At 74.1% G+C, this 26,712-nt stretch carries 27 protein-coding genes; 14 read left to right on the forward strand and 13 right to left on the reverse strand.

Features of this window, described 5'->3' with window-relative positions; genetic code table 11:
- Positions 1-5: 5 nt before the first annotated feature.
- From O2W20_RS16235 to O2W20_RS16255, 5 genes are all read right to left on the reverse strand, one after another.
- Entirely contained in the window at positions 6-269 is a 264-nt protein-coding gene (locus tag O2W20_RS16235) for a hypothetical protein (protein WP_269171146.1), read from the reverse strand.
- Between the two features lie 10 nt (positions 270-279).
- On the reverse strand, positions 280-501 hold the full coding sequence (locus O2W20_RS16240) for an NAD-dependent epimerase/dehydratase family protein (RefSeq protein WP_269171145.1): 222 nt from the start codon (positions 499-501) through the stop codon (positions 280-282).
- A 152-nt stretch (positions 502-653) separates the two neighbouring features.
- Positions 654-1,085: a DUF5994 family protein gene (locus O2W20_RS16245; protein WP_269185513.1), complete on the reverse strand. Its 432-nt coding sequence runs from the start codon at positions 1,083-1,085 to the stop codon at positions 654-656.
- Between the two features lie 351 nt (positions 1,086-1,436).
- On the reverse strand, positions 1,437-3,326 hold the full coding sequence (typA, locus tag O2W20_RS16250; RefSeq protein WP_269171143.1) for a translational GTPase TypA: 1,890 nt from the start codon (positions 3,324-3,326) through the stop codon (positions 1,437-1,439).
- A gap of 200 nt (positions 3,327-3,526) precedes the next feature.
- On the reverse strand, positions 3,527-3,865 hold the full coding sequence (locus O2W20_RS16255; RefSeq protein WP_269171142.1) for a hypothetical protein: 339 nt from the start codon (positions 3,863-3,865) through the stop codon (positions 3,527-3,529).
- Between the two features lie 121 nt (positions 3,866-3,986).
- Here O2W20_RS16255 and O2W20_RS16260 point away from each other — a divergent pair, with 121 nt between their 5' ends.
- On the forward strand, positions 3,987-6,074 hold the full coding sequence (locus O2W20_RS16260; protein WP_269171141.1) for a putative bifunctional diguanylate cyclase/phosphodiesterase: 2,088 nt from the start codon (positions 3,987-3,989) through the stop codon (positions 6,072-6,074).
- A 69-nt stretch (positions 6,075-6,143) separates the two neighbouring features.
- On the opposite strand, the gene O2W20_RS16265 is transcribed toward O2W20_RS16260, so the two are convergent.
- Positions 6,144-6,701, reverse strand: a complete 558-nt coding sequence (locus tag O2W20_RS16265) for a YceI family protein (RefSeq protein ID WP_269171140.1) — start codon at positions 6,699-6,701, stop codon at positions 6,144-6,146.
- A gap of 88 nt (positions 6,702-6,789) precedes the next feature.
- On the opposite strand from O2W20_RS16265, the gene O2W20_RS16270 reads away from it, so the two are divergent.
- The 3 genes from O2W20_RS16270 to O2W20_RS16280 all read left to right on the forward strand — a co-directional run bounded on the left by O2W20_RS16270 (position 6,790) and on the right by O2W20_RS16280 (position 8,299).
- A complete protein-coding gene (locus O2W20_RS16270; RefSeq protein WP_269171139.1) occupies positions 6,790-7,308 on the forward strand; it encodes a MarR family winged helix-turn-helix transcriptional regulator in 519 nt (172 codons plus the stop codon).
- 119 nt (positions 7,309-7,427) lie between these two features.
- Entirely contained in the window at positions 7,428-7,928 is a 501-nt protein-coding gene (locus O2W20_RS16275; protein WP_269171138.1) for a hypothetical protein, read from the forward strand.
- Positions 7,832-8,299, forward strand: a complete 468-nt coding sequence (locus tag O2W20_RS16280; protein ID WP_269171137.1) for an endonuclease domain-containing protein — start codon at positions 7,832-7,834, stop codon at positions 8,297-8,299. Before O2W20_RS16275 ends, O2W20_RS16280 begins: the two co-directional genes overlap by 97 nt.
- Positions 8,300-8,371: 72 nt before the next feature.
- Here O2W20_RS16280 and O2W20_RS16285 read toward each other — a convergent pair whose 3' ends face one another.
- The 3 genes from O2W20_RS16285 to O2W20_RS16295 form a co-directional block, all read right to left on the reverse strand.
- On the reverse strand, positions 8,372-9,544 hold the full coding sequence (locus tag O2W20_RS16285) for a glycerophosphodiester phosphodiesterase (RefSeq protein WP_269171136.1): 1,173 nt from the start codon (positions 9,542-9,544) through the stop codon (positions 8,372-8,374).
- A 207-nt stretch (positions 9,545-9,751) separates the two neighbouring features.
- Positions 9,752-10,516, reverse strand: a complete 765-nt coding sequence (locus tag O2W20_RS16290; protein ID WP_269171135.1) for a crotonase/enoyl-CoA hydratase family protein — start codon at positions 10,514-10,516, stop codon at positions 9,752-9,754.
- 33 nt (positions 10,517-10,549) lie between these two features.
- Positions 10,550-11,404: a patatin-like phospholipase family protein gene (locus O2W20_RS16295; protein ID WP_269171134.1), complete on the reverse strand. Its 855-nt coding sequence runs from the start codon at positions 11,402-11,404 to the stop codon at positions 10,550-10,552.
- A 93-nt stretch (positions 11,405-11,497) separates the two neighbouring features.
- Between O2W20_RS16295 and O2W20_RS16300 the strand changes: the two genes are divergently transcribed.
- Positions 11,498-13,291 (forward strand): class I adenylate-forming enzyme family protein, encoded by a 1,794-nt coding sequence (locus O2W20_RS16300; protein ID WP_269171133.1) that lies wholly within the window; start codon positions 11,498-11,500, stop codon positions 13,289-13,291.
- Here O2W20_RS16300 and O2W20_RS16305 read toward each other — a convergent pair.
- Positions 13,221-15,362 (reverse strand): MMPL family transporter, encoded by a 2,142-nt coding sequence (locus tag O2W20_RS16305; protein WP_269171132.1) that lies wholly within the window; start codon positions 15,360-15,362, stop codon positions 13,221-13,223. The genes O2W20_RS16300 and O2W20_RS16305 overlap by 71 nt on opposite strands.
- Positions 15,363-15,402: 40 nt before the next feature.
- Here O2W20_RS16305 and O2W20_RS16310 point away from each other — a divergent pair, with 40 nt between their 5' ends.
- The 3 genes from O2W20_RS16310 (at position 15,403) to ggh (ending at position 18,786) form a co-directional block, all read left to right on the forward strand.
- Entirely contained in the window at positions 15,403-15,945 is a 543-nt protein-coding gene (locus tag O2W20_RS16310; protein ID WP_269171131.1) for a MarR family winged helix-turn-helix transcriptional regulator, read from the forward strand.
- A gap of 97 nt (positions 15,946-16,042) precedes the next feature.
- Complete coding sequence (locus tag O2W20_RS16315; protein WP_269171130.1) at positions 16,043-17,068, forward strand: potassium channel family protein; 1,026 nt, start codon at positions 16,043-16,045, stop codon at positions 17,066-17,068.
- 161 nt (positions 17,069-17,229) lie between these two features.
- Positions 17,230-18,786 carry a glucosylglycerate hydrolase gene (ggh, locus tag O2W20_RS16320; RefSeq protein ID WP_269171129.1) on the forward strand — a complete coding sequence of 519 codons (1,557 nt, stop codon included), beginning with the start codon at positions 17,230-17,232 and terminating at the stop codon, positions 18,784-18,786.
- Positions 18,787-18,831: 45 nt separating this feature from the next.
- On the opposite strand, the gene O2W20_RS16325 is transcribed toward ggh, so the two are convergent.
- Complete coding sequence (locus tag O2W20_RS16325) at positions 18,832-19,833, reverse strand: aldo/keto reductase family protein (RefSeq protein WP_269171128.1); 1,002 nt, start codon at positions 19,831-19,833, stop codon at positions 18,832-18,834.
- Positions 19,834-19,957: 124 nt separating this feature from the next.
- Between O2W20_RS16325 and O2W20_RS16330 the strand changes: the two genes are divergently transcribed.
- Together O2W20_RS16330 and O2W20_RS16335 are read left to right on the forward strand one after the other, a co-directional pair.
- The gene (locus O2W20_RS16330; RefSeq protein WP_269171127.1) at positions 19,958-20,464 is read left to right on the forward strand and encodes a hypothetical protein; all 507 of its coding nucleotides are present in this window, start codon (positions 19,958-19,960) and stop codon (positions 20,462-20,464) included.
- A gap of 123 nt (positions 20,465-20,587) precedes the next feature.
- The gene (locus O2W20_RS16335; protein ID WP_269171126.1) at positions 20,588-21,772 is read left to right on the forward strand and encodes a serine hydrolase domain-containing protein; all 1,185 of its coding nucleotides are present in this window, start codon (positions 20,588-20,590) and stop codon (positions 21,770-21,772) included.
- Positions 21,773-21,817: 45 nt separating this feature from the next.
- Here the strand turns inward: O2W20_RS16335 and O2W20_RS16340 are convergent, their stop codons facing one another.
- Together O2W20_RS16340 and O2W20_RS16345 are read right to left on the reverse strand one after the other, a co-directional pair.
- The gene (locus tag O2W20_RS16340; protein WP_269171125.1) at positions 21,818-22,468 is read right to left on the reverse strand and encodes a response regulator transcription factor; all 651 of its coding nucleotides are present in this window, start codon (positions 22,466-22,468) and stop codon (positions 21,818-21,820) included.
- A complete protein-coding gene (locus tag O2W20_RS16345; RefSeq protein WP_269171124.1) occupies positions 22,465-23,625 on the reverse strand; it encodes a sensor histidine kinase in 1,161 nt (386 codons plus the stop codon). Before O2W20_RS16345 ends, O2W20_RS16340 begins: the two co-directional genes overlap by 4 nt.
- Positions 23,626-23,755: 130 nt before the next feature.
- On the opposite strand from O2W20_RS16345, the gene O2W20_RS16350 reads away from it, so the two are divergent.
- The 4 genes from O2W20_RS16350 to O2W20_RS16365 all read left to right on the forward strand — a co-directional run bounded on the left by O2W20_RS16350 (position 23,756) and on the right by O2W20_RS16365 (position 26,695).
- Positions 23,756-24,481, forward strand: a complete 726-nt coding sequence (locus O2W20_RS16350; protein ID WP_269171123.1) for an ABC transporter ATP-binding protein — start codon at positions 23,756-23,758, stop codon at positions 24,479-24,481.
- Positions 24,478-25,269 carry a hypothetical protein gene (locus O2W20_RS16355; protein WP_269171122.1) on the forward strand — a complete coding sequence of 264 codons (792 nt, stop codon included), beginning with the start codon at positions 24,478-24,480 and terminating at the stop codon, positions 25,267-25,269. The genes O2W20_RS16350 and O2W20_RS16355 overlap by 4 nt, the downstream gene beginning before the upstream one ends.
- Positions 25,266-25,724, forward strand: a complete 459-nt coding sequence (locus O2W20_RS16360; protein ID WP_269171121.1) for a hypothetical protein — start codon at positions 25,266-25,268, stop codon at positions 25,722-25,724. The genes O2W20_RS16355 and O2W20_RS16360 overlap by 4 nt, the downstream gene beginning before the upstream one ends.
- Positions 25,725-26,089: 365 nt before the next feature.
- Positions 26,090-26,695: a DUF6518 family protein gene (locus O2W20_RS16365; protein WP_269171120.1), complete on the forward strand. Its 606-nt coding sequence runs from the start codon at positions 26,090-26,092 to the stop codon at positions 26,693-26,695.
- The last annotated feature ends 17 nt before the right edge of the window (positions 26,696-26,712 follow it).

The raw sequence follows: 26,712 nt of genomic DNA on the forward strand, positions 1-26,712 counted from the left end.
GGCAGTCAGGTCCTTTCGCAGCCCAGCCGGTACAGCGGGTCGTGCGGCCCGACGATCAGCCCGGCCCGCGCGGTCAGGAACCGCTCCCCCAGCGCCGCGCCCAGCACCCGCTCGGCGTGCGCCTTGTTCGGCCCGTAGGAGTCCTCGTCGGAGTCCCAGGTCGACTCCTGCTCGCCGGTGATCGGCCCGGGCGGCCAGTTCCGGTAGGCGTTCAGGCTGCCGGCCCTCGTGCAGGGTCCCGGCGCGAGCTTGCGAGTGCTGGGGGGCACGGGGGTCCTTCTACTGGCAGGAGGTGTCGACCACCAGCTCGGGCACCCAGCCGTCCAGCGCCGCCGGCAGGGCGACCGGGTCGTCGCGGTCGCCGATCAGCGCCCGGGACCCGGTCGGGGGCGCCCCGGAGACGCCGCGGGTGAACGTGGCCACCTCGTGACCGCGTTCCAGCGCCGCGGTGACGACGTGCCGGCCGAGCAAGTGCGTGCCGCCGAGGACCAGGAGTCGCATGCCCCGACGTCAGCGCAGCCGCAGGCCGCCGTCCAGCCGGTTCGCTCTCGGCTCACTGCCGATCCGGGCTGAGCCGCCGCACCGTCCGGAGAGCCGGGTCAGGACGCAGCCAGACAGTCAGCGACCCCGCTCAGCCTGCCGGTCGCCGGGCCTCAGCCCGCGCGGACGCCGGTCAGCGGGACGACCTGGGACCGGGACGGGGCGGTGAGCAGCCCGCGCTGCGGGTTGCCGGCGTCCTCGCGCAGGCCGGCCAGCCGGAGCGCCCGCACGCCGGTGAGCGCGTCGGCCTCCGGCGGGACCACCAGCAGGTCGACCCGCCGGTCGCCGTCGACGGTCAGGGAGACCAGCTGCTGGTCCATGCTGCCGAACCCACCGGTGCGCACGGTGCGCCCGCCGATCAGCACCTTGCGGGCCGGCGGCTCGTCCCAGGCCCCCACGGCGTAGGTGAAGCGGTCGATCCGCACGCCGAGGCTCTGCAGCGCCGCCGCCAGCTCGGGCAGCTCGACGGACAGCAGCCGGCTGCGCGGCCACCACGCCCCGTCGAACGTGCCGTCGGTCGCTGCCGTCGCCGGGCGCAAGCGCACGCGCACGTCGATACCGTTCCGGAAACCTGCTGCCCGCTGGACCGTCATCGGCTTCCCGACCACCTCTCACACCGTTCCCCCAGGTGTGCCCGGCCTTCCCCTGCCGAGCCCACCTCTCCGGACCGGAACCTACGACCGCCGCTGCAACACCCCGGCGCGCCACGAGGGGAGCCGAGGAACGCACCGGGCGCACCCGGCAAGCCATCACGAACCGTGACCGAGCCGCAACTCTCGACACACTGGCCCCACCGGCATCGGCAGTCCTCGTCCGCGCGTCGCACCCCCGGACGACGAACGCCGCCGTCCCCAGCGGGACGACGGCGTTCGGTCATGACCCCGCAGGGTCCGCGCTCAGGGCTTGGGCTTCCGGTTCCGGGACCGACCGCGGATCGTCTGGTCCAGCTCCACCTTGCGCACCCGGACCGCGCCCGGCGTGACCTCCACGCACTCGTCCTCGGCACAGAACTCCAGCGCCTGCTCCAGGTTGAGCAGCTTCGGCGGGATGAGCCGCTCCAGCTCCTCGGAGGTGGCCTTGCGCATGTTGGTGAGCTTCTTCTCCTTGGTGATGTTCACGTCCATGTCGTCCGGACGCGAGTTCTCACCGATGACCATGCCCTCGTAGACCGTCGTGCCCGGCTCGACCATCATCTGGCCGCGCTCCTGCAGCGAGAACATCGAGTACGTCGTCGCCACGCCGGTGCGGTCGGCGACCAGCGAGCCGGTCGGGCGTGCGCGCATGTCGCCCAGCCACGGCTCGTAGCCCTCGAGGTTGTGGTTCAGCACGCCGGTGCCGCGGGTCTCGGTGAGGAACTCGGTGCGGAACCCGATCAGGCCACGCGAGGGGACGATGTACTCCATCCGCGCCCAGCCGGTGTCGTGGTGCACCAGGTTCTCCAGCCGCCCGCGCCGGACGGCCAGGGCCTGGGTCAGGGTGCCGACGTACTCACCCGGGGTGTCGATCGTGACGCGCTCGACCGGCTCGTGCAGCTTGCCGTCGATCTCCTTGGTGACCACCTGCGGGCGGCCGACGGTGAGCTCGAACTCCTCACGACGCAGCTGCTCGACCAGGATCGCCAGCGCCAGCTCGCCGCGGCCCTGCATCTCCCAGGTGTCGGGGCGCTCGGTGGGCAGCATCCGCACCGAGACGTTGCCGACCAGCTCCTGGTCGAGCCGGTTCTTGATCAGCCGGGCGGTGAGCTTCTTGCCCGACTTGCCCGAGATGGGGCTGGTGTTGATGCCGATGGTGATCGAGATCGACGGCTCGTCGACGGTGATCGCCGGCAGCGGGCGCGGGTCGTTCGGGTCGGCGAGGGTGTCGCCGATCATGATGTCCTCGATGCCGGCGATGGCGATCAGGTCGCCGGGGCCGGCGCTGTCGGCCGGGGTGCGGGTGAGGCCCTCGGTGACCAGCAGCTCGGTGATCTTGGTGCGGGTGATGGTGCCGTCGGCCTTGCACCAGGCCACCTGCTGGCCCCGCTTCATCTCACCGGAGTGGATGCGCAGCAGCGCCAGCCGGCCCAGGAACGGCGAGGCGTCGAGGTTGGTGACCTGCGCGCGCAGCGGCTCTTCGGCGTCGTAGACCGGCGCCGGCACGGTGTCCAGCAGCGTCTTGACCAGCGGGCCGAGGTCCGGGCTGTCCGGGACGGTGCCGTTCTCGGGCTTGTTCAGCGACGCCTGGCCGGTACGGCCGTTGCAGTAGACGATCGGGAACTCGAGGGTCTCCGCGGGCAGGCCGGCGTCCTCGAGCAGCTCCATGAACAGCTCGTAGGTCTCGTCGACGACCTCCTCGATGCGGGCGTCCTGCCGGTCGGTCTTGTTGACCGCGAGGATGACCGGCATCCCCTTCGCCAGCGCCTTGCGGAGCACGAACCGGGTCTGCGGCAGCGGGCCCTCGGAGGCGTCGACGAGCAGCACGACACCGTCCACCATCGACAGCGCACGCTCCACCTCGCCACCGAAGTCGGCGTGGCCCGGGGTGTCGACGATGTTCACGACGACGGGGTTGCCGTCCTCGTCGGCGAGGCGGATCGCGGTGTTCTTGGCGAGGATGGTGATCCCGCGCTCGCGCTCGAGCTCGCCGGAGTCCATGACCCGGTCCTGCGTGGAGTCGTTGTCCGTCCCCTCGCCCTTCGAGCGCCCGAGGGCACCGGCCTGCCGGAGCAGGGCGTCGACCAGGGTGGTCTTGCCGTGGTCGACGTGGGCGATGATCGCCACGTTGCGCAGGTCGTTGCGGGTGGGCATGCGGAGAGGCACCTCGGGGGATCGCGTGGGGGTCTGCGCGCAGCGGCGCGCGTCAGGTGTAACGGCACGGGCGGCCGAGACCTTCCCATGGTAGGGGACGACGGGCCCCCTCCGAGCGGCTGTGACCGGTCTACCACTCTCGAAGGACCTCGGTCCCCCTCATCCCTCGCAGGCTCGGGACGAGCCTCTGGACCGAGGCCTCACGACGACGGACGGTCGGCCACCACCCAGGAGACCGCCGCGGCGACCACCGTCACCACCCCGACCGCCAGCCAGGACGGCCAGCCGACGCCGAGGGCGAGCACGTGCGCGCCGACGAAGGCCGCCACGTAGCCCGCCGCCAGCGCCGCGGCCACCGCTGCCCCGCGACGGCAGTACCAGAGCCAGCCGGCGGCCAGGCCGCCCGCGGCGAACACGACGCCGCCGAGCGCCCGCACGCCGGTGCCCTGGGCGACGCCGAACCCGGCGGCCAGCCCGACGGCCACCGCGACGGCCGAGGGGAAGCGGGCCTGCACGCGACTGAGGGTCGAGGTCGACATGTCCTCGAGTGTCCCAGCGTGCCCGGCCCGGCGGGCCAGGCCTGCGCACGGGAGGCTGAGCGGTGACCCTGGGCGGTACGGTTCGCCGCTCGAACCCGTCCGGACGGTGCGAGGAGTCCCCATGACCCAGCACACCGACCCACCCCCGTGGGTGGCCGACGGGTCCTGGCGCGCACGGGCGACCGAGGCGCTGTCCTCGATCAGCGAGGCGGTCTGTTTCCTGGACGCGGAGTACCGCTACACCTGGGTCAACGACGCCGCCGAACGGCTGCTCGAGCGGCCGGCCGCCGAGCTCGTCGGCCAGGTGCTGTGGACCCAGTTCCCGGACCGGCCCGGTGCGCCGTGGCAGCAGTCGGTCCGGCGGGCCCGGTCCACCCGGTCGACCCAGCACCTGGAGTTCTTCCACGAACCGCTGGACCGGTGGTTCGAGGTGCGCGCCTATCCCGTCCTCGACGACCTGGTCCTCTTCTTCCGCGACGTGCACGAACGGCGCACGCTCGACGAGGAGCGCGCCGCGGAGTCCTCCCTGATCCGCGGGGTGCTCAACGCACTGCCGGCCCGTACCGCGATCCTCAGCGATGACGGCACGATCCTGACCACCAACACGGCCTGGGCACAGGCGGCGACGACCGCGGGCAGGCCGGGCGCCAGCCGCGCCGGTGACGACTACCTGGCCGCCTGCCGCGCGCTGGCCGCGACGGGCGACCCCGACGCCCAGCGGGCGGTCGAGGGGCTGGAGGCGGTGCTCGAGAGGCGGGCGCCGTCCTTCTCCCTCGACTACTCCCCGCCGACCGCCGGCACCTGGTGGCACCTGCAGGCCTTCCCGGTGGACGGCGGACCGGGCGCCGTGGTCACCCACACCGACATCACCGACCGGGTGCGGGCCGAGCAGCGGGCCGCCTGGCAGGCCCGGCACGACCACCTGACCGAGCTGCCCAACCGGGCTGCCCTGCACGAGACGATCACCGGCGCCCTGACCGAGGACGGCGGCCCGGTGACCGTCCTCTACCTGGACGTCGACGGCTTCAAGCAGGTCAACGACTCGCTCGGGCACTCCACCGGCGACCTGCTGCTGCAGGAGCTGGCGGCCCGGCTGTCGCAGCGCACCCGCACGAGCGACGTGGTCGGGCGACTGGGCGGGGACGAGTTCGTGGTGGTCGCCCGCGACTGCGACGCCCCGGCCGGGGAGGTGCTGGCCCAGCGGTTCCGGGCCGTCTTCGACGAGCCCTTCGAGCTGGCCGGGACGCGGCTGTCGTTGACCGCCAGCATCGGGACGGCCACCTCCGACCCGGCGCACACCGGACCCGAGGACCTGCTCCGGGACGCGGACGCCGCGATGTACGCCGCGAAGTCCGACGGCCGGGACCAGCACCTGCACTTCACCCCGACCCTGCGCACCGCCCTGGAGGACCGGCGTCAGGTCGTCACCCATCTGCAGGGTGCTGCGGCGCTGGACCAGCTGACCGTGCGCTGGCAGCCGGTGGTGCACCTGCCCAGCGGCACGGTGACCGGGTGCGAGGCACTGCTGCGGTGGGAGCACCCGCACCGGGGCTGGCTCGAGCCGGCCGAGTTCATCCCGGTCGCGGAGGAGACCGGGATGATCGTGCCGATCACCCGCTGGCTGCTGCGGACGGCGATCGCCCAGGCCGAGGCATGGCAGGCCGACGGTCACGACCTGGCCGTCGCGGTGAACGTGAGCGCCGTCCACCTCTCCTCGGGGACGCTGGTCGACGACGTCCGCCAGGCGCTGGCCGGGCGGGACCTGGACCCGGGCGACCTCGTGCTGGAGCTGACCGAGACGGCGCTGGCCCGCGACCCGGAGCACGCCGTGGCCCAGTTCTGCGAGCTGCGCACCCACGGCGTCCGGATCGCCCTCGACGACTTCGGGGCCGGGTACAGCTCCCTGGCGGCGGTGGCCTCGTTGCCAGCCGACGTGCTGAAGGTGGACCGCGCCCTCGTCGCCGGGCCCCTTCCGGCCGCCGCCACGGCCCCCGAGGCGCTCCTCGGCGCGGTCGCCGCGCTCGGTGCGGCGCTGGACATGGCGGTGCTCGCCGAGGGGGTGGAGACCGCGGCGCAGCTCGAGCTGGCCCGCCGGGTGGGGTGCACCTACGCGCAGGGCCACCACCTGTCCCCGCCGGTGACCGGCGACCGGCTGGGCGCACTGCTCACGGAGGGCCGGCGGAAGACCGGTCAGCAGCGCCTGCCCTGAGACGCAGCAGAGCTCCCACCCGGGCCGGGTGGGAGCTCTGCTGTCTGGCCCCTGCAGAGGGGCCCTCGATCAGGCGGTGCGGAGCACGCCCTCGATCTCGAGCTCGACCTCGATCTTGTCGCCGACGACGACGCCGCCGCCGTCCATCGGCATGTCGATGTCCACGCCGAACTCCTTGCGGGAGATGGAGGTCTTGCCGGAGAAGCCGGCGCGCGTGCCGCCGTAGGCGTCGGGGCCGAAGCCGTTGAGCTCCAGGGCCAGGGTGACCGGCTTGGTGATGCCCTTGATCGTCAGGTTGCCCTCGACGACCCAGTCCTCGCCCTTGTTGCGGACGCCGGTGGAGCGGAACTCCATGACCGTGTGGTTGCCGACGTCGAAGAAGTCCGCGGACTTGATGTGCGCGTCTCGCTGCTCCTGGCGGGTGTCGATCGAGTCCATGTCGACCGTCGCGTGCACCGTGGACTGGGCCGGGTCCTCGGCGGTCACGATCTCGCCGGAGAACTCGCGGAAGTAGCCGCGGACCTTGCTGACCATCATGTGGCGGACGGCGAAGCCCACGGTGGAGTGGGAGGCGTCGATGTCCCACGTGCCGACGACGTAGCCGGGGATCTGGGTGATGCTGGCCATGGTGTTCTCCAAGTGGTTGAGCGTTTGACCGATTGCTTGGGGCGTAGCGTAGTTGAATGCTTGAGCATTCCGCCAGTACCCTCGCCCCATGACGAGTGACGTGTCCCCCGCGGCGCGGACGGCGGCCGCACCTGCCGCGGTTCCGCCCGCCGCGACGCGCTGGCTGGACCCCGACGAGCAGCGCGCCTGGCGCGCCTGGCTGTACAGCTGGATGCTGCTCGACGACCGGCTGGACCGCGAGCTGACCCGGGAGACGGGCATCTCCCACGCCTACTACGAGATCCTCGTCCAGCTCTCGGAGACCGAGGGCCGGCAGCTGCGGATGAGCGAGCTCGCCGAGCGGTGCCTGTCCTCGCGCAGTCGACTGTCCCACGCGGTCTCCCGACTGGAGGAACGCGGGTGGGTGCGCCGGCAGGTCTGCCCCGACGACGGCCGTGGACAGCTCGCCGTCCTCACCGACGAGGGGTTCGCAGCGCTCGAGGGGGCGGCTCCGGTGCACGTGGAGAGCGTGCGCAGCCACCTGTTCGACCAGCTCAGCCCGGAACAGGTCGCCGCGATGCGCGACATCGGCGACACCCTGCTGCGCCACCTGCACGACGAGGCGTGAACTCCCGCACCGAGTGACAGCCCAGCGGGCTTCCGCGACCCGGAAAGCCCGCTGAGCTGTCACTCACCGGCTGTGGACGACGCCAGCGGCGATCTGCCCCGCTGCGCCAGGGTGCGGCGGTGCCCCGTCCGACCCGCCGTCCCGATCCACTCCGCGGCCGCGTCTTCCGCGGCACGACCGCCGTCCGCAGCGGCCTGCTGACCCGGGACGACCTCCGCAGTTGCGCCTGGGTGCGGCTGTTCCCCGACGTCTACGCCGACGCCGCCCTCGACGTCACCCACACGGTGCGCGCGCAGGCGGTGGGGCGGCTGCTGCTCCCGCACGGTGTCGTCTCCGGGGTCAGCGCCGCGGTGCTCTGGGGGCTGGCCGACCTCGCCGGCCCGGCGGACGACGTGGAGATGACCGTCGCGCCGGGTGCACCCCGCGGTGCCGCTCCCGGCGTGGTGGTGCACCGACGGACCGTCCCCGGAGAACGGGTGCGCCCCGTCGGGGGTGTCCCGCGACCTCCCCGGAGACGACGGCGTTGGAGCTCGCCGGGCGGCTCCCCCTCGATGACGGCGTCGTCCTGCTGGACCGGTTCGTCGCAGCGCGGGCCACCACGCTCGCCACCCTGCGGCTGACGGCCGCCGAGCTCACCGGCCGTGGGTGCCGCCGAGCCCGGACGGCCTGCGCACTCGCCGACGGGCTGGCCGCCTCACCCCCGGAGACCCGGCTCCGGCTGCTGCTCTCCCGCTCGTCGCTGCCGCCACCGGTGGCCCAGCACGTGGTCCGCCGCGGCGGGATGTTCCTGGCCCGGGTCGACTTCGCCTGGCCGGAGCGCCGCATCGCACTCGAGTACGAGGGCGCATGGCACACCACCCGCGTCGCCGCGGACCGTCGGCGGATCGAGTCCCTCCAGGCTGCGGGCTGGCGGGTGCTGTTCGTCACCGCCGCCGACCTGCACTCCCCCGCCGTCCTGCTGGCGAGGATCGCCGCCGCACTCACCGAGTGACAGCCCAGCGGGCTTCCCGGGTCGGGGAAGCCCGCTGAGCTGCCACTCGCCGTTCCTCAGGCGGCTGCCGCGTCAGGCGGCCGGGGCCAGCTCCTCGTCCTCGTCCAGGAAGAGCTCGCGGGTGAGGACGCCGGTGTCCGGGTTGTCCGTGAAGATCCCGTCCACGCCGGCCGCCCAGAAGGCCAGCTGCTCCTCGAGCGCCCGGCCGTAGGCCGCCGGGTCGGTGCCCTCGTCGAGCTCGGCCGGCAGGAACTCGTTCTCGTTGCGGAACGTGTACGGGTGCACCAGCAGGTCGACGGCGTGGGCGTCCGCGACGAAGGAGGTCGGCTCCCCCAGCGTGCCGTCCTCCTCGACCGGGATCACCTGGGACTTCTCCGGGCCCACCCCGTCCGCGTACCGCGAGATCACGGCCAGCCCGACCGCGGTGGACAGGTCGGCGTAGGTGTACGGCTGACCCGCGGCGACCAGGTCGGCCGGGGCGCCACTGGCCGACAGCAGCTGCACCAGCGGGACCTTCACCCCGGCCGCGTCCAGCTCACGCAGGTTCGTCGTCTCGAACGACTGCAGGAACACCGGGGAGTTGCGGCGGTCGAGGCGCGCCTCGCGCAGGTCGGCGAGCAGCGGCTCCTCCAGCGAGAGCCCGATCCCGTCGAAGTAGGTGGGGTGCTTGGTCTCGATGTAGGCCCCGATCTCCCGGTCCAGCTCACGACTGAGGTCCTCGCGCAGCTCCAGGAACTCGTCCAGGGTCGGCACCGCGAACAGGCCGTCGTAGAGGGTGTTCTCCTCCCGGAGCTCCGGCAGCCGCTCGACCGCGCGCAGGGTCTCCAGCTCCGCCAACGTGAAGTCCTCGGTGAACCAGCCGGTCAGCTCCACCCCGTCGACCGTCTTGGTCGTCTGCCGGTCGGCGAACTCCGGGCGGTCGGCGACGTCGGTGGTGCCGGAGATCTCGTTCTCGTGCCGGCAGACCAGCACGGCGTCGGCGGTGCTCACCACGTCGCACTCGATGTAGTCCGCGCCCATCCGGGCGGCCAGCTCGTAGGAGGCCAGCGTGTGCTCCGGCCGGTAGCCGGAGGCTCCTCGATGGCCGATGACCAGGAGGTCCTCGGCGGGATCGGCGCCGGGCCGGCCGCCGTCATGGTGGCCGCCTGGTGGAGTGGCCGAGGACGCCGGGGCGACCACCAGGGACAGCAGGACGGCGAGCAGGGCGGTCAGCACAGCGGCGGACAGCCGGGACGTACGGCTCATCGGAACCCCCACGGGCTCGGACGGCGACCATCGCCGGCGGCCCGCGCGTCCAGCACAGTGCGTCCTCAGCCGCGGCACAGGCAAGGCCCGGCGAACAACGGATGAAGCCGACCGGCGCGCCCCGCGAGTCGCCCGGCGTGTCGCCGCGCCTCACTCACCGAGTGACGGGTCAGCGGGCTCACTCCGGCGAAGAAGCCCGCTGAGCTGTCACTCGCCGCGCCAGACCGGGGGGCGCTTCTCGGCGAAGGCCCGGGCGCCCTCCAGCGCGTCGGCCGAGCCGAACACCCGGTCGGCCAGCTCCCGCTGCGCGTCCAGCGCGGCCCGGTCGGTCCAGCCGACCGACCCGGCGATCAGCTGCTTGCTGGCCCGCACGCCGAGCGGGCCGTTGACCACGATCCGGGCGGCGAGCTCCCGCGCACCGGCAAGCGCGCCGCCGGGCTCGGTGAGGGTGTTGACCAACCCGAACCGGTGCGCTTCCTCCGCGGGCATCGGGTCACCGGTGAGCGCCATCTCCATCGCCCGCTGGTAGGGCAGCGCCTTGGCCAGCCGCAGCACCCCGCCACCGGCGGCGAACAGCCCGCGCTTGACCTCCGGGATGCCGAACCGGGCGTCCCGGGCGGCCACCACCAGGTCCGCGCTGAGGGCGAGCTCGCAGCCGCCGGCCAGCGCCCAACCCTCGACCGCGGCGATCAGCGGCTTCGCCGGTGGCGCCTCGGTCAGCCCGGCGAACCCGCGGCCCTCGATCCGCGGCCGCTCGCCCCGGGCGAAGGCCTTGAGGTCCATGCCGGCGCAGAACGTGCCCCCCGCCCCGGTGAGCACCAGGACGGCGACGTCGTCGCGGGCATCGAACTCGTCGATCGCGGCCGCCAGGGCCTCGGTCGTCGCCAGGTCGACGGCGTTCTTCGCCTCCGGCCGGTTCAGGGTGAGCACCCCGACCCCGTCGGTCACCTCGGTCAGCACCGGTGCGGTCATGGCGTGTCCTCTCGTGAGGTCGGGAGCACGGACTCAGCCCTGCCAGACCTCGGCGACCCGCGCGGCGACGCCGGCAGCCTGGGTGCGCCCGGCGCGGGCCGACGGTGCACGGGCGGCGGGGTCGAGCACGTTCTTGCCGATGGCGGCCCGGCTGGCCTCGTCCGGGGAGACGACGGCGACCCGGCTGACCAGACCGGTGACCTGCGCGTCGACGCTGGCCATCGGGCCGGCGCCGCGGGGCAGCGGTGCGATCACCACGATCCGCTCGTACTCGGCGGCCAGGTCGGCGTTGGCCGCCGACCGCATGCCGCCGTCCATGTAGCGCCGGTCGCCGATGGTCACCGGCGGGTAGACCCCCGGGACGGCGCAGCTGGCGCCCACCGCGGTCACCAGGTCGACCCCGGAGTCGCGGGTGAAGGGGGTGAACTCGCCGCTCTCGGTGTCGATGGCGGTGACCACCAGCGGCCGATCGGGCCACTGCGCGCCGGCCAGCCGTCGCTCGATCGCGGCTCGGCGCTCCTCCTCCGACGGCGTCCGGCCGGTGTCGGCGGCGGTGCGCGCCAGCTGGCCGATCCGGCGGCGGAAGGCGCCGTCGTCGCGGCGCGACAGCAGCATGGCCAGCCCGTACCGGGCCAGCGTGCCGCGGCCCATCCGGGACGCGGTCTCCTGCGGGGCGACCGGTTCCAGCTGCCGCTCGTGCAGCGACTCGACGTCGGCCCCGGTGGTCACCAGGGCACCGACCACCGAGCCGGCCGAGGTGCCGACGACGAGGTCGGCCGAGGTCAGGTCGACTCCGGCGTCGGCGAGCCCGGCGAGGACCCCGATCTCCCAGGCGATGCCGGTGACGCCGCCGCCGCCGAGGACCAGGGCCGTGCGCTGCGTGCTCATCAGGTCATCCTGACGCACGCCACCGGTCTCGACGCAGCGAGTGACGTACGCCACTCTGACGCTCGGCAACGACGCCGACCGTGAGGACGACGGATGACCACGACGCAGGCCCCCGGCAGCACGCCGGCACCGACCGAGCCGTCTGCCGGGCGTTCCCCCTGGCCGCCCGGGCTGCCCCGCTCGCTGAGCTACCCGCTCGTCCCGGTCGGCTCGGTGCTGCGGGCCGCGGTGCGCCGGTGGGGCGACCGGACGGCGTTCGTCCACCACGACGCGGAGCTGTCGTTCACCGAGCTGGGCCGGCGGGCGCACGCGGTGGCCGCCGGGCTCGCGGCCCGCGGCATCGGCCGGGGTGACGTGGTCGCCGTGCACCTGCCCAACTGCCTGCAGTACCCGGCCGTCTACTACGGGGTGCTGCTGACCGGGGCGACCTTCTCCCCCACCAACCCGCTGCTGCCCCCGGCCGGGCTGGCGCACCAGCTGGCCGACGCCGGCGCCCGGGCACTGGTCACCTGGGAGCCGGTGCTGCCCGTCGTCCGGCTGGCGCTGCCCGACACCGGGGTGCAGACCGTGGTGGTCACCGGTCCGCAGCAGATCGGCGACCCGACCGCCGCCGTCGACCTCGCCGACCTGCCCGGCGCGGTCTCCCTCGGGGACCTGCTGGCCGCCGACCCGACCGACGCCCACCGCGACGCCGACGTCGACCCGGTCACCGACCTGGCGCACCTGGCCTACACCGGCGGCACCACCGGGGTCAGCAAGGGCGTGGAGCTGCCGCACCGGGCGGTGGTCACCAACGTGCTGCAGTCGGCCTGCTTCACCACCGGCTCGATGCCGGCGCTGGACGCCGAGGGCGACGTCACGCTCGACCAGTTCAGCGACCCGGCCGAGCACCCCACCCGGCTGGGCACGGCCACCCTGATCAACCTGACGCCCTGGTTCCACGCGATGGGGGTGATCGGCTACCTCAACGGGCAGGTGCTCAGCGGCGCCACCGTCGTGGTCCACGACCGGTTCGACCCGGCGCTCTACCTGGCCGACGCCGTCCGGTACCGGGTGACCAGCATCGGCGGCGCGCCGCCGGTCTTCGTCGCGCTGCTGCAGGTCCCGGGCATCGCGGAGGCCGACCTGTCCAGCGTCCGCGGCTTCTCCAGCGGCGCGGCCCCGTTGCCGGTGCCGCTGATCGAGCGGATGGCGGCCCTGGTGCCCGGGGTGGTGATCGCCGAGGGCTACGGGCTGACCGAGGTCACGATGATGGCGACCGGCAACCCGCCGCACACCTCGGGGATCCGCAAGCCCGGCACGGTCGGCGTCCCGCTGCCGGACACCGAGGTCAGCGTCCGTCCGCTGGGCGGCGGTGACCCGCTGCCGGCCGGGGAGCGCGGCGAGGTCTGCCTCCGCGGCCCGCAGCTGATGCGCGGCTACGCCGGGCGGGCCGACGCGACGGCCGAGTCGATCGACCCGGACGGCTGGTTCCACACCGGCGACGTCGGGGTGCTGGACGCCGACGGCTACCTGTCGATCGTCGACCGGACCAAGGACATGCTGCTCTACAAGGGCTACAACGTCTTCCCGCGCGAGCTGGAGGAGATCCTGTTCGGCACGCCCGGGGTGGCGGCCGCCGCGGTGGTCGGCCGGCCGGACCCGGAGGCCGGCGAGCTGCCGGTCGCCTACGTGGTGCGCCGGGCCGACGACGCCGGTGCGGCGCTGACCGCCGCGGGCGTGATGGCGGTGGTCAACGAGCAGGTGACGCCGTACAAGCGGCTGCGCGACGTCGTCTTCGTCGAGGCCCTGCCGGTGTCGCCGGCCGGCAAGGTGCTCAAGCGCGAGTTGAGCGCGCGTGAGCGTGCCGGGGTCGGACATGGGCCGGACGCCGCCGGGACCGGCTGAACGGCCACCACCAGTTGACGTCGCCGAGCACGGCGACCAGTGCGGGCGTGAGCACCCCGCGGACCACGGTGGCGTCGAGCAGGATGCCCAGCGCCAAGGTGGTCGCGAAGATCTTCACGTCGACGACCGGCACCGTGGAGAGCGCCACGAAGGCCAGGAACAGGATCAGCGCCGCCGAGGTGACCAGCCGGCCGGTGTACGCGACGCCGTGCACGGTCGCCTCGTCGGTGCTCATCCCGGCGTCCCGACCCTCCCGGATGCGGGACAGGATGAAGACCTCGTAGTCCATCGACAGCCCGAACAGGAACGAGAACGCGGCCACCGGCACCCAGAAGGTGAGCGTGCCGGTGGCGGAGGCGCCGAAGAGGGTGTCGGTGAGGTTCCCCTCCTGCCAGATCCACACGGTCATCCCGTAGGCGGCCGCGATCGACACCACGTTCAGCAGCAGCGCCTTGACCGGCAGCCAGATGGAGCGCAGCGCCGGGGCGAGCAGCGCGAAGGTGACGACGACGACCAGCGGCAGCACCCACCAGGCGTTGCCGTAGATCGCCTCCACCGAGTCGGCGTCGCCGGCCGCGGTGCCACCGACCTCAGCCCCAGGGAGCTCGTCGGCGGCCGCCCGGACGGCGGTCAGCGCCTCCCGGCCGGCCGTGGACGACGGGTCGTCGGCGAGGACCACGTCCACCAGCCCCACCCCGCCGCCCTGCCAGGCCTCCCCCTCGGGCGCGAGCACCCCGGCCACGCCCTCGACCTGCGACAGCCGCTCGACGGCCGCGGCGCGGTCCTCGGTGAGGACCTCCACGGGCCGGACCAGCCCGGCCGGGAGGCCGTCGCCGGTGAGCTCCTGGAAGGCGGTCGCCGCCGGTGAGGACCCGGTGGCGATCGCCGAGACCTGCGGGGAGCCCAACCGGATGCCCAGCACCGGGGAGGCGAGCAGCAGCAGCAGCGCGGTCGCCAGCACCGCGGAGACCCAGCGGTGCCGCACCACCGTCGTCCCGATCCGGCGCCAGGCCCGGCTCTCCGAGCCACGCGCCTCCCGCCGCGGCCACTCCAGCCGGCGCCCGGCCGAGGCGAGGACGACCGGCAGCAGGGTGAGCGCGACGAGCACGCTGACCAGCGGGATGAACAGCCCACCGAAGCCGACCGTGCGCAGGAAGGGCAGCGGCAGCACCACCAGGGTCAGCAGCGAGATCGCCACGGTGACCCCGCTGAAGACGACCGCGCGGCCGGCCGTGGTCATCGCGGTGCGCACCGCGGTCAGGTCGTCGGCGCCGGCCGCGCGCTCCTCCCGCCAGCGCATGACCACCAGCAACGAGTAGTCGATCGCCACGCCCAGCCCGATCAGCCCGACCAGGTACTGCACGATGAAGCTGACGTCGGTGACCGTGGTCAGCGCGAGCACCAGCAGGAACGTCGTGGTGATCGCCACGGCGGCGACCAGCAGCGGCACCAGCGCCAGCAGCGAGCCGAACACCAGCACCAGGACGACGATCGCCCCGCCGGCGCCGAGCGCGATCTCCACGATGATCGGCCGCTCCTCACCGCCCCCCTCGGTCAGCAGCGGGGTGCCGGTGACGACCGGTTCGACCCCGGCCACGGTGAGCCCCTGCAGCGCTCCCTCCAGCTGGGGCAGCGCAGCCGCGTAGGGCGCCGGGCCCTCGACCGCCGGGGGCCAGACCAGCACGACCGCGGTGCCGTCGGCGGAGAGCACGTCGGCCGCCGCGCCCTCGTCGAGCGGACTGGCCACCCGCCAGCCGGGCTGCCGCAGCCGGTCGACGACGCCGGCCAGCTCCTCGCGGTTCTCGGCGATGCTGCTGCCCTCGGGCAGCGCCACGGTGACCGCCAGCGGGTCGACGCCCCCGCCCGTGCCGAACTGCTCGACGATGGCCTGGTTCGCCTCGTACGCGGGCTGCCCGGGCGTGGAGAAGTCGAACCCCAGCCGGTCGATCGTGGTCGGCGCCAGCACCCCGCCCACGACCGCGAGCGCCAGCCAGGTGAGCACCACGATCCGGCGGTGCCCGAGCACCCAGTCGGCCAGTCGGCCCATCTCATCCCCCTCGACCGTAAGCATCAGGAGACTGATGCTCTGCCGACAACCTACGGTGTCCTCCGTGGCGGATCCAGCGGACGGCGACAGCCCGGGCGCCGGGCTGCCGGCCTGGCTCGCCGAGGACCCCGCCGGCATCCCCGCCTACGCCCTGGCCCGGGCCGGCGCCGCGGTCAACGCGCTCTTCGCCCGGCAGCTGGCCACCGTCGGGCTGCGACCGCACACCTTCGTGGTGCTGGTCCACCTGGCCCGCGCCCGCACGCTCACCTCCGCGGAGCTGGCCCGCCGGCTGCAGCTGACACCGCAGAGCATGAGCGCCCTGCTGCACGGCCTGGTCGACGCCGGCTGGGTCGAGCGGCCCGGGCCGGTCCGCCGCGGTCAGCGGGCCGAGGTGCACCTCACCGAGGCCGGCCACCAGGCGCTGCTGGCCGCCGGTCCGGTGCTGGCCGACCTGGGCCGCCCCGCCGTCCTGGGGCTGACCGAGGCGGAGGCGGCGACGCTGCACGGCCTGCTGGGCCGGGTGCTCGCCGCCGTGCAGGCACCGCCCGGGACGGACCGCGTCGGCGGGCCACAGCCCAACCCCGGACCGGCCGACACCCCGTCCTGACCGCCGCACCGGACCGCAGTCCCCAGCCACGGCGGCTATCGTCCCGCCGGTGACGTGCGAGCGGCCGGCCCGGTGAGCGCAAAGTGAACGAGGCATCGTGAGGGACGACCACAGCGGCGTCCACCTGCCGCACACCGAGGAGTCCCCCGCCCGGCAGGTCTGGCGCCGGGTGATCATCGCCGCCGTCGTCCTGATCGCCACGGTGCTGATCGTCTACCTGCACCGGGACAGCTACACGGACAACCAGGGCGGTGAGATCAGCGTCCTGGACGCCACCTACTACGCCACCGTCACCCTCTCCACCACCGGCTACGGCGACATCGTCCCGGTCACCCCCGGCGCCCGGTTGGTGAACATCCTGGTGATCACCCCGCTGCGGGTGACGTTCCTGCTCATCCTCATCGGGACGACCCTGGAGGCGCTCACCGCGCGCTCCCGGGAGGAGTTCCGGATCCGACGCTGGAGGTCTCGCGTGCGTCAGCACGTCATCGTGTGCGGCTACGGCACCAAGGGCCGCAGCGCCATCCGCGCCCTGCTCAGCACGGGCACCGACGCCGACCACATCCTGGTCGTCGACCCCGATCCCCGGGCCATCGACGAGGCCACCGCGGCCGGGTTCACCGGTGTGCTCGGTGATGCCGGCCGGATGGAGGTGCTGCGCCGCACGTCGGTCGAGAAGGCCCGGGCGGTCGTCGTGGCGGCCGACCGCGACGACGCCGCCGTGCTGATCACCCTGACCGTGCGGCAGCTCAACCCGACGGTGCCGATCACCGCCAGCGTCCGCGAGGAGGAGAACGCCAGCCTGCTGCGCCAGTCCGGCGCCGACTCGGTGATCACCTCCTCGGCCACCTCCGGGCGGCTGCTGGGCCTGTCCACCGACCAGCCCGGCGTGGTCGCGGTCGTCGAGGACCTGCTGACCAGCGGACGGGGGCTCGACCTCGCGCAGCGCACGGTCAGCCAGTCCGAGGTCGGCCTCGGGCCGCGCCAGCTGCGGGACGTCGTCCTGTCCGTGGCCCGCGGCGGTCGCACGCTGCGCTTCGACGACCCGCTGATCGGCACCCTGCAGAGCGAGGACGTGCTCGTGGTCGTGAAGGCCCACCGGGCGGCGCACGAGAAGGCCTGACCCACCCGCTGGAGCATGCCGGGCCGGTCCGCGTGAGACTGCTGGCGTGGCGGTCAACGACCGTCGCGTGACGTTCGCATGAACTGTGCCCGACGGGCAGGCGTCTCCCCGCTGTCGCGGGTGAGGATGGCCGGGCACCGGCGAGAGGAGCGGACCAGCAGATGACCGTGTCCCAACCGAGCGCGGTGGAGATCGGGCTGATGTCCGGCCGCGCCGGCTACGTCCTGCGGGCGAACGACCGCGGCGCCTTCACCGTCGCCTCCCCCACCCTCTACCCGCACATGTGGAGCTGGGACGCCGGCTTCGTGGCGCTGGGCATCGCGACGGTCTCGGTCCCCCGGGCGCTCAACGAGCTGCGCAGCCTGCTGTCGGGGCAGTGGGCGACCGGGATGATCCCGCACATCCTGTTCCACGAGCCCAGCGACTACTTCCCCGGCCCGGAGCGCTGGCGCACCCAGGTGGCGGCCGCCCGCCCGGCCGGGGTGCTGACGTCGGGGATCTGCCAGCCGCCGATCCACGTCATCGCCCTGTCCCGGATCCTGCACGACGCCCGCCGGAAGGGCGGCGCCGACCAGGAGCTGGCCGAGGAGTTCGTGCGGGAGACCTTCGACCAGTGGCTGGCCTGGCACTCCTACCTGGCCACGGCCCGTGACCCGTACTCCTACGGGCTGGTGGAGATCCACCACGGCTGGGAGTCCGGGATGGACGACTCCCCGCGCTGGGACTCCCCGTACGCCAACGTGCACCCGCAGCCGGACATGCCGCCGTTCGTCCGCGCCGACCTGGCCCACGTCGCCGACCCGTCGCAGCGGCCGACCGACGCCGAGTACGCCCGCTACCTGTGGCTGCTGGAGCAGAAGGTCCGCACCCGCTACGACGACACCGCCTACCGGGCGACCGGTGACTTCGTCGTGGGCGACGTGCTGGTGTCGGCCCTGCTGGCCGCCGCCAGCGACCTGCTCGCCGACATGGGCGAGGAGCTGGGGATCGGCGGGGGCACGGCCGGGGGCGTCGAGCAGTCCCGGGCGATCGCCCGCCGGTTCCGCACCGGGGTGCTGCGCTCGGTCGACCCGCGGACCGGGCTGGCCCGCGACCTGGACCTGCGCACCGGCCAGTGGCTGGACGTGGAGAGCGCCGCCGGGTTCGCCCCGCTGGTGTGCGGCGGCGACGAGGCGCTCACCCGCCGGCAGCGCGACCTGCTGCTCGGGCCGCGGTGGTGCGGGCACTCCCGGCTGCGCTGGCCGGTCGTGCCCTCGGTCTCCCCGGCCTCACCGGCGTTCCGGGAGCAGACCTACTGGCGCGGGCCGCAGTGGCCGGTGCTCAACTGGCTGATGGCCTGGGCGCTGAACCGCTCCGGTGAGCCGGAGGCGGCCAACCAGCTACGGCTGGCCGGGCTGTCCCAGCTGATCGACTGCGACTTCGCCGAGTACTACCAGCCGGTGACCGGCGAGACGCTCGGCAGCCGCGACCAGTCGTGGACGGCGGCGATCGCGCTGGACTTCCTCGCCGCCCGGCGTCCGGCCCAGCGGCGTCCGGTCCGCTGGCTCACCAGCGAGCTGCCCCGGATCACCCCGGCCCAACGGGACACGCACCGGGACGCCCCGCGGGAACACCACCAGCCCTCGCCGGTCCCGCACACCGGGCACGTCGCCGGCCGCCGCCCGCCGCACGGCCGCGGCCCGGCCACCACTCCGCAGCCCCAGCAGCGACCGTCCTGACCGAGCCGGGCCGGGCGGGCTCCTGCGAGCCCGCCCGGCCGGGTCTCACGGCCGCGGGTCGGGGCTCTTGGTCAGCGCCGGGTCGGTCAGCGCGACCGGGGCGAGCACCTCGTCGATCCGCTTCCTGACGTCGTCGTCGAGCCGGACCCCGGAGGCCTTGACGTTGTCGGTCACCTGCTCCGGCCGGCTGGCCCCGATGATCGCTGCCGCCACGTTCTCCTCCTGCAGCACCCAGGTCACCGCGAGCGCGGCCATCGTCAGCCCCAGGTCGTCGGCGATCGGCTTGAGCTCCTGCACCCGCTCCAGGACGTCGTCCTTCATCCAGCGGGCGATCATGTTCGCCCCGCCGCCCTTCTCGTCGGTCGCCCGCGAGCCGGCCGGCACGGGCTGGCCCGGCAGGTACTTGCCGGTGAGCACGCCCTGCGCGATGGGTGAGAAGACGACCTGGCTGATGCCCAGCTCGCGGGAGGTGGGGATGACCTCCGCCTCGGGCACCCGGTGGAGCGCCGAGTACTGCGGCTGGTTGGAGACCAGCGGGATCCTGAGCTCGTCGGCGAGGGCCTTGCCCGCCCGGATCTCCTCGGCCCGCCACTCGGAGACGCCGATGTAGAGCGCCTTGCCGCTGCGCACGACGTCGGCGAAGGCCAGCATCGTCTCCTCCAGCGGCGTCTCGTAGTCGTAGCGATGCGCCTGGTAGAGGTCCAGGTAGTCGGTGCCGAGGCGGCGCAGGGAGGCGTCGATCGACTCGAGCACGTGCTTGCGGGACAGCCCGCGGTCGTTCCGGCCGGGCCCCGTCGGCCAGTAGACCTTGCTGAACAGCTCGATCCCGCTGCGCCGCTCACCGGCCAGCGCCTTGCCCAGCACCTCCTCCGCCCGGCCACCGGCGTAGACGTCGGCGGTGTCGAAGGTGGTGATGCCGGCGTCCAGGGCGGCGCGGACGCAGGCGTTCGCCGCCTCGGCCTCCACCTGCCCGCCGTGGGTGATCCAGTTGCCGTAGGTGATCTCGCTGATCTTCAGGCCGCTGCGGCCCAGGTGTCGGAACTCCATGTGCCGTTCCTACCCGCTCGCCCAGGTCACGGCTCGGCATCGAGTCGGTGACCGACGGGAATGGGACCCGGGGAACAGGGGCAGTCCCCTCCCGGACCATGCCCACGACCTGAAGGAGTTCCCTGTGAAGCGGACGATGCTCTTCGCCGCCACCGCCACCGCCGCCCTCGGGCTCACCGCCTGCGGGGGCGAGAGCACGGCCGGCGTCGGGGGCTCCTTCGAAGGGCTGGGCAACGGGGAGGTCACCGAGACCCCCGAGGTGCTGCTCGACCTGACCGGCGAGCTGGTGGACCCCGAGGGCAGCGTGCTGGGCACCGCCACCTTCAGCAGCACCACCAACGGGACGGAGATCGAGGTGGACGCCAGCGGGCTGACGCCGGGCGACCACCCGATGCTGCTGGTCAGCGAGGGCGGCTGCACCGAGGACGCGATCGACAGCGCCCCGGTGGCCGACCTCCCGGCCCTGCCGGTGACCGAGCAGGAGGTCGGCGAGCTGAGCACCCTGGCCGGGGAGTTCGACCTGGACCTGCTGGCCGACGAGGACGGCACATCGCTCATCGTGCTGCCGCTGGACGACGAGGAGCTGGCCGAGGGCGCCGCCTGGTCGGCCTGCGCCGCGATCGAGGGCTGAGGAGGCGCCACTTCCGGGTGCAGCCTGCGCCACCTCAGGTGACCCCTGGGCGGGATCGATCGGCGTGGCCTCCCCGGACAGGCTCGGGAGGTCCGCGCGATCGACCTGCCCCGAGGAGTCCCCGTGCCCGCAGCCACCGACCCGAACCGCTCCCCCATCCCCCGCCGCACCTGGGCCACGCTGCTGGTCGCCGCCGCCACGGTGACCACCGCCGGCGCCACCGGCCTGCTGAGCCCCGACGACGCTGCGGCCGATGCCGCCCGGCCGGTGCACGCCCTGCAGGGTGAGCTGGACGCGCTCGTCGCCGACGACGGGTTCCCCGGCGCGCTCGCCGCCGTCCGCGGCTCGGGCGGCCGGGTGCACCACCTCACCGCCGGGGTCGGCGACCTGACCACCGGCGAGCCGGTGCCGGTCGACGGCGAGGTGCGGATCGCCAGCAACACCAAGACCTTCGTCGCGACCGTCGTCCTGCAGCTGGTCGAGGAGGGGCTGGTGGATCTGGACGCCCCGATCGAGACCCACCTGCCCGGGCTGGTCCGTGGACCGGGCGGCGACGGCAACGCCATCACCGTGCGCCAACTCCTGCAGCACACCAGCGGGCTCCCCGACTACGACGACGTCGTGGTGGCCGACTACCTCGCGGTGCAGCACCGCTATGTCGAGCCGCACCAGCTGCTGGACATCGCGCTGGCCCGGCCGGCCTCCTTCGCCCCCGACGCCGGCTGGGAGTACAGCAACACCAACTACGTGCTCGCCGGGCTGCTGGTCCAGGAGGTCACCGGCCGGCCGATCGGCGCGGAGATCACCACCCGGATCATCGAGCCGCTGGACCTGGACGACACCTATTGGCCGCACGAGGGCGAGCAGGAGCTCCGCGGGGACCACCCGCACGGGTACTACGCCGCCGAGCCGGGGGCCGAGTACGCCGACGTCACCGTGCAGGACCCTGCCTTCGGCTGGGCCGCCGGCCAGCTGGTCGCCAGCCCCGGCGACCTGCTGGACTTCTTCACCGCCCTGGTCGACGGGGAGCTGCTCGGCCCGGCGATGCTCACCGAGATGCAGTCGACGGTGCCGGCGCCGGGCTCGGCCGCCAGCGGCGACGAGGCCTACGGCCTGGGGCTGCAGACGTTCACGCTCAGCTGCGGCGGCACCGCCTGGACCCACGGCGGCGACATCCCCGGCTACGAGACCCGGGGTGCGGTCACCGCGGACGGGCGCGGCGTCATGGTGGCGGTCACCGCGCTGCCCACCGAGCTGGAGCAGATCGTGCACGTCGAGGACGTCGTGGACGCCGCCCTCTGCGAGTGAACGACGACCCCGGCTGCGCCGTCGTGCGCAGCCGGGGTCCGACTCTCAGCGCAGCGGCACCAGACCCGACTCGTAGGCAGCGATCACGGCCTGCGTGCGGTCCCGGGCGCCGAGCTTGCGCAGCAGGCTGCTGACGTGCGTCTTGACGGTCTGCAGGCCGAGGAACAGCTCGGTGGCGATCTCGCCGTTGCTCAGCCCGTGCGCCATCAGCCGCAGCACCTCCGCCTCTCGATCGGTCAACGCCACCCGCACCGCGCCTCGGGCCGTGCCCCCGCCCGCGTGCCGCGCAGCGAGGGACCGGATCGCGGCCGGGAACAGCAGGCTCTCGCCCCGGGCGACGATCCGCACGGCGTCCACGATCTCGGCCGGCCGCGCCCGCTTCGGGAGGAACCCGTCCGCTCCGGCGTGCAGGGCCGCGACCACGTTCTCGTCGTCGGCGAAGGTGGTCAGCACGAGCACCCGCGGGGCGGTGGGGTGGTGGCGCCGCAGCGTCCGGGTCGCCTCGATCCCGTCGACCAGCGGCATCCGGATGTCCAGGACGACGACGTCCGGGCGCAACCGCACCACAGCCGGCACGACCACGGCCCCGTCGGCGACCTCGCCGACCACCTCGATGTCCGGCTGCGCGTCGAGGATGGTGCGCAAGCCGCTGCGCACCAGCTCCTCGTCGTCGACCAGCAGCACCCGGACGGTCATCCGGGCACCGGCAGCCGGACGGCGACCCGCCAGCCGTCGTCCACCCGGCCGGCCTCCACCGTGCCGCCGAGCGCGGCGGCCCGGTGGCGCAGGCCGGGCACCCCACTGCCGGTGCCGGCTGCGGCGGGGAGCGCCACCGGGGTGGGGTTGCGGACGTCGACGACCAGTCCCCCGCCGTCCACCTCGACCCGCAGCCGCACCGGCACCGGGCCGGCGTGCCGCAGGGCGTTGGTGAGCGCCTCCTGCACGATCCGGTAGCCCTCCTCGGAGAGCTGCCCCGGCAGGTCGGCCAGCTGGCCGACGACGTGCAGGTCGACCTGCGCCCCGGCGGCCTCCGCGGAGTGCACCAGCCGGTCGAGGTCGGCCAGCGTGGGCGCCGCCACGGGCGGGCGGGAGGTGTCGCGCAGCAGGCCGAGGACCCGGTCCAGGTCGATGGTGGCCTGCCGGGCGGAGTCCTCGATGGCGCGCAGCGCGCCGTCGACGAACGCCGGGTCCCGGCCGGCGACCTCTCGCGCGGCACCGGCCTGGAGCAGCGTGACCGTCAGCGCGTGCCCGATCGAGTCGTGCAGCTCGGCGGCCAGCCGGGTGCGTTCCTGCAGCCGCTCGGTGCGGGCCCGTTGCGCGGCCAGCCGCTCGGCCGCCGAGGGGTGCAGCAGGTGCCGGGCCGCTGCCGCGAGCAGCCCGCCGAGCGCGGCGAGTGCGTACACCAGCGCGACCACCAGCAGCAGGGCGAGCAGCAGGCGGGCCCAGCCCGGGGCACCCCCCGCGGCCCCCGACGCGAGGCCCAGCACGGTGGCCACGGTGACCGCCGTCAGCTGACCGGCCAGCACGCCGAGCTCGACCCGCACGACGAGCCAGGCGAGCAGCCGCGCCCGGTCCGACCAGCTCCGCGAGGAGTCGACCGTGACGTCGTCGTCGCCGGGCAGCACCAGGGCGCGCACCTGGACGCCCTCGCTGCGCCGCACCACCGGGACGCCGGCCAGCAGCACCAGCAGCGGCAACGGGGCCAGTGAGAGCCCCGCGAGCGTGCCCGGCGAGGTGTCCTCCAGCCCCGGCCAGACCATCGCGCAGGCGACCGCGAACCACAGTCCGACCACCAGGTGCAGGACGCGCGTCCACGTCGTCCTGCTGGTCGCCGGCCGCAGGACGCTGTGCACGCGGCCATGATCCCGTCTCCCGGGCCGCCACGGCGTCCCGCTGGAGAGGGAGTCGATGTGATCGCGCGATGGAGGCGCGGGGGCCTCCGGTCGGCCAGCGTGGGTGCATGCCGGACGACAGGAGCGCGACGTGATCGGGGTACGCGGACTGACCAAGCGGTACGGCGGGGTCACCGCGGTGACCGGGCTGACGTTCGACGTGGCACCGGGCGTGGTGACCGCCTTCCTGGGGTCCAACGGGGCCGGGAAGTCGACCACGCTGCGGATGCTGCTCGGGCTGGACCGGCCGACCGCCGGCACGGCCCGCATCAACGGCTCCCACTACGCCCAGCTGCGCGACCCGCTGCGGACCGTGGGCTCGCTGCTCGACAGCAGCGCACCGCATCCCGGCCGCACGGCGCGGGCACACCTGCGGTGGCTCGCCGCGAGCAACCGCCTCCCCGGACGCCGGATCGACGAGGTCCTCGACACCGTCGACCTGACCGCCGTCGCCGACCGGCGGGTGCGCGGGTTCTCCCTGGGCATGCGACAGCGGCTGGGCCTGGCCGCCGCCCTGCTCGGGGACCCGGCGGTGCTGCTGCTGGACGAACCGGTCAACGGGCTGGACGCCGAGGGCATCCGGTGGCTGCGCACGTCGCTGCGGCGGCTCGCCGCCGAGGGCCGCACGGTCCTGGTCTCCAGCCACCTGATGAGCGAGGTCGAGCAGACCGCCGACCACGTGCTCGTCATCGACCGCGGCCGGTTGCTGGCCGACACTCCGCTGCCCGACTTCCTCGCCGAGCACTCCGCGCCGGGGACCGACCACCGGTCGCTGGAGGACGCCTTCCTGGCCCTGACCACCGGAGCCGGCCGGTGATCGCCGCCCTGCACGCCGAGTGGGTCAAGGCGACCACGCTGCGGTCGACGTGGGTGTGCCTCGCCGGTTTCGCCGTCGCCGTCACCGGCATCAGCGCCGCCGTCGTCGGTGCGATCGGTGACCTGCAGGCCGCCGAACCCGACTACGACGCCGGCCTGCTCGCCTTCTACGGCCTGAACTTCGGGCACGTGGCCGTCATCGTGGTCGCGGTGCTGCTCACCGCCGGCGAGTACGGCCGGCAGACGGTGCACGACGCGCTGGTCGCCGTGCCCCGCCGCGGGGTCTTCCTGGTGAGCAAGGTCGCCGTGGGCGCCGCACTGGTGCTGGCCACCGCCACGGTCACCGCGCTGGTCAGCGCGGTGGTCACCCAGGCCCTGCTCGGGCCGGCGGGGGTCGGCCTGTCGGAGCTGGCCCGACCGACCGTGGCGGCAGCGCTGTACCCGACGCTGCTGGCCGTGCTCTGCATGGGCGTGGCCATGGTGATGCGCGACCAGACCGGCGCGCTGGGGCTGCTGGTCCCGTTCTTCTTCCTGGTCTCGCCGCTGGCTCGAGCTGGTGCCGGTGCTGCAGCACCTCGCGGTGTACCTCCCCGACCGCGCCGGCCAGGTCGCCGTCCGGCTGCACGCCCGCCCGATCGACTCCTTCGGCCCGGTCACCGGGCTCACCGTGCTGGCCCTGTGGGCCGCGGCGGCACTGCTCGGCGCCTGGTGGGTGCTGCGCCGCAAGGACGCCTAGTCGCGCCGATCTCGGTCCCCACGGCCGGGGCGCACGGGAGGATGGCCGCATGACGACCACCGCGGCGCCCCCGCGAGCAGGCGCAGTCCTCGCCTCGGGAGCGGCCACCGTCCTCTGGTACGCCATGCCCGACGTCATCTCCTCGCGCACCGCTCGGGGATGGGCGAAGGTCGGCCTGTTCGCCGGGTCGCTCGCGCTCAGTGCACCCGAGCTCCGGGCGGCGTCAGCCACCACCCGTGCACGGCCGGGACCCGGCGGCGACGATGACCCGCCCCTCACCTTCCGGTCGCTGCCCGTGGGCACGCAGGCCGTCACCCTCGGCTCCGCGGCAGCCGCGCTCGCCCTCGCGGCCCGCGGGGTGGTCGCCGGGGAACGGTGGGCGTTCCGGCAGGGACAGGCCCGGGCCGCGGCCGGCAAGCGGCTGCCGCACACCGGCCCGGCCCTGGCGTACGGCGCGCTGACGATCGGGCTCTGGCTGGTCCCTGCACCTTCGTCCGACCCCGCCTGATCGCGCGACCGACAGCCCCGTCCCTGAGCCAGCAGACGCAGCGCCGCGGCCGAGGAGGTCGTCCGGGTCCGCCTGCTGGAGGCACGCGGCCTGACAGGACGGCGAGTGCCGGATCGACACGCGGTCCGACCTGGGGAGGAGGCGTGTTCGCCGATGTCCGTCCGTGGGCCGATCCGCGGTGAGCTGCTGCCTGCCAGGGTCCACCCGTGAGCAACCCCGTTCCCGCTGCCGCCGCCTCGCCCGAGCCTCCGCAGGCTGCTCCTGACCGTCCTCTCGGCGTTGCCCACGACCGGGATGGCGGTGTCGACGGCGGCCGTTCCCACCTCCCGCCCCACGAGGAGCGGCGATCTGGGCTGGGTGCCCCGGTGGCGCTCGGCTTGGCCGTGCTCATCGGCCTGGCATGGGGAGCCGCGACGTCCGGCCTGCAGACGGTCCTGCCCTGGCCCTTCTCCGGGCTCGCCAACGCAGTCAGTCCCTGGGTCGCCCCCGCGTTCGCCATCGGTGCGCTGACCAGGCGGTCGTGGGTCGCTGCCGTCGCCGGGGTGCTCGTCTGCCTCGGCGAGGTCGGCGGGTACTACCTCGTCTCCTTGGTGCGTGACTTCGGCGTCAACCCGTCCATGGTCGTGTTGTGGGTGGCCACCGGCGTGGTCGGCGGTCCGCTGTTCGGCGCGGCGGGGTGGTGCTGGCGGCGGGTGCGGTCGCTGCGCTGGGCGGGGCTCAGCGCAGCGCTCCTGGGCGGGGTGTTCCTCTCCGAAGGCGCCATCGGCTACGGGGTCTACCTGCACTACGCCGGTGACGCCGTCGTCTTCTGCACCCTCGGGGCCCTGCTCGTGGTGGCGCTGGGAGCCGCTGCGCCGGCGGCACGAGCGGCTCGTGCGCCTGGTCGGGGCATCGGCACCGCCATGGTCTGGCTGCTGCTGGTCTTCCCGCTGGGTGCCGCCGGCCAGGCGCTGCTGCGAGTCGTCGCCTGAGCCGTGCCCGGTGGGCA

Source organism: Modestobacter sp. VKM Ac-2982 (assembly GCF_026967935.1).
Taxonomy (GTDB): domain Bacteria; phylum Actinomycetota; class Actinomycetes; order Mycobacteriales; family Geodermatophilaceae; genus Modestobacter.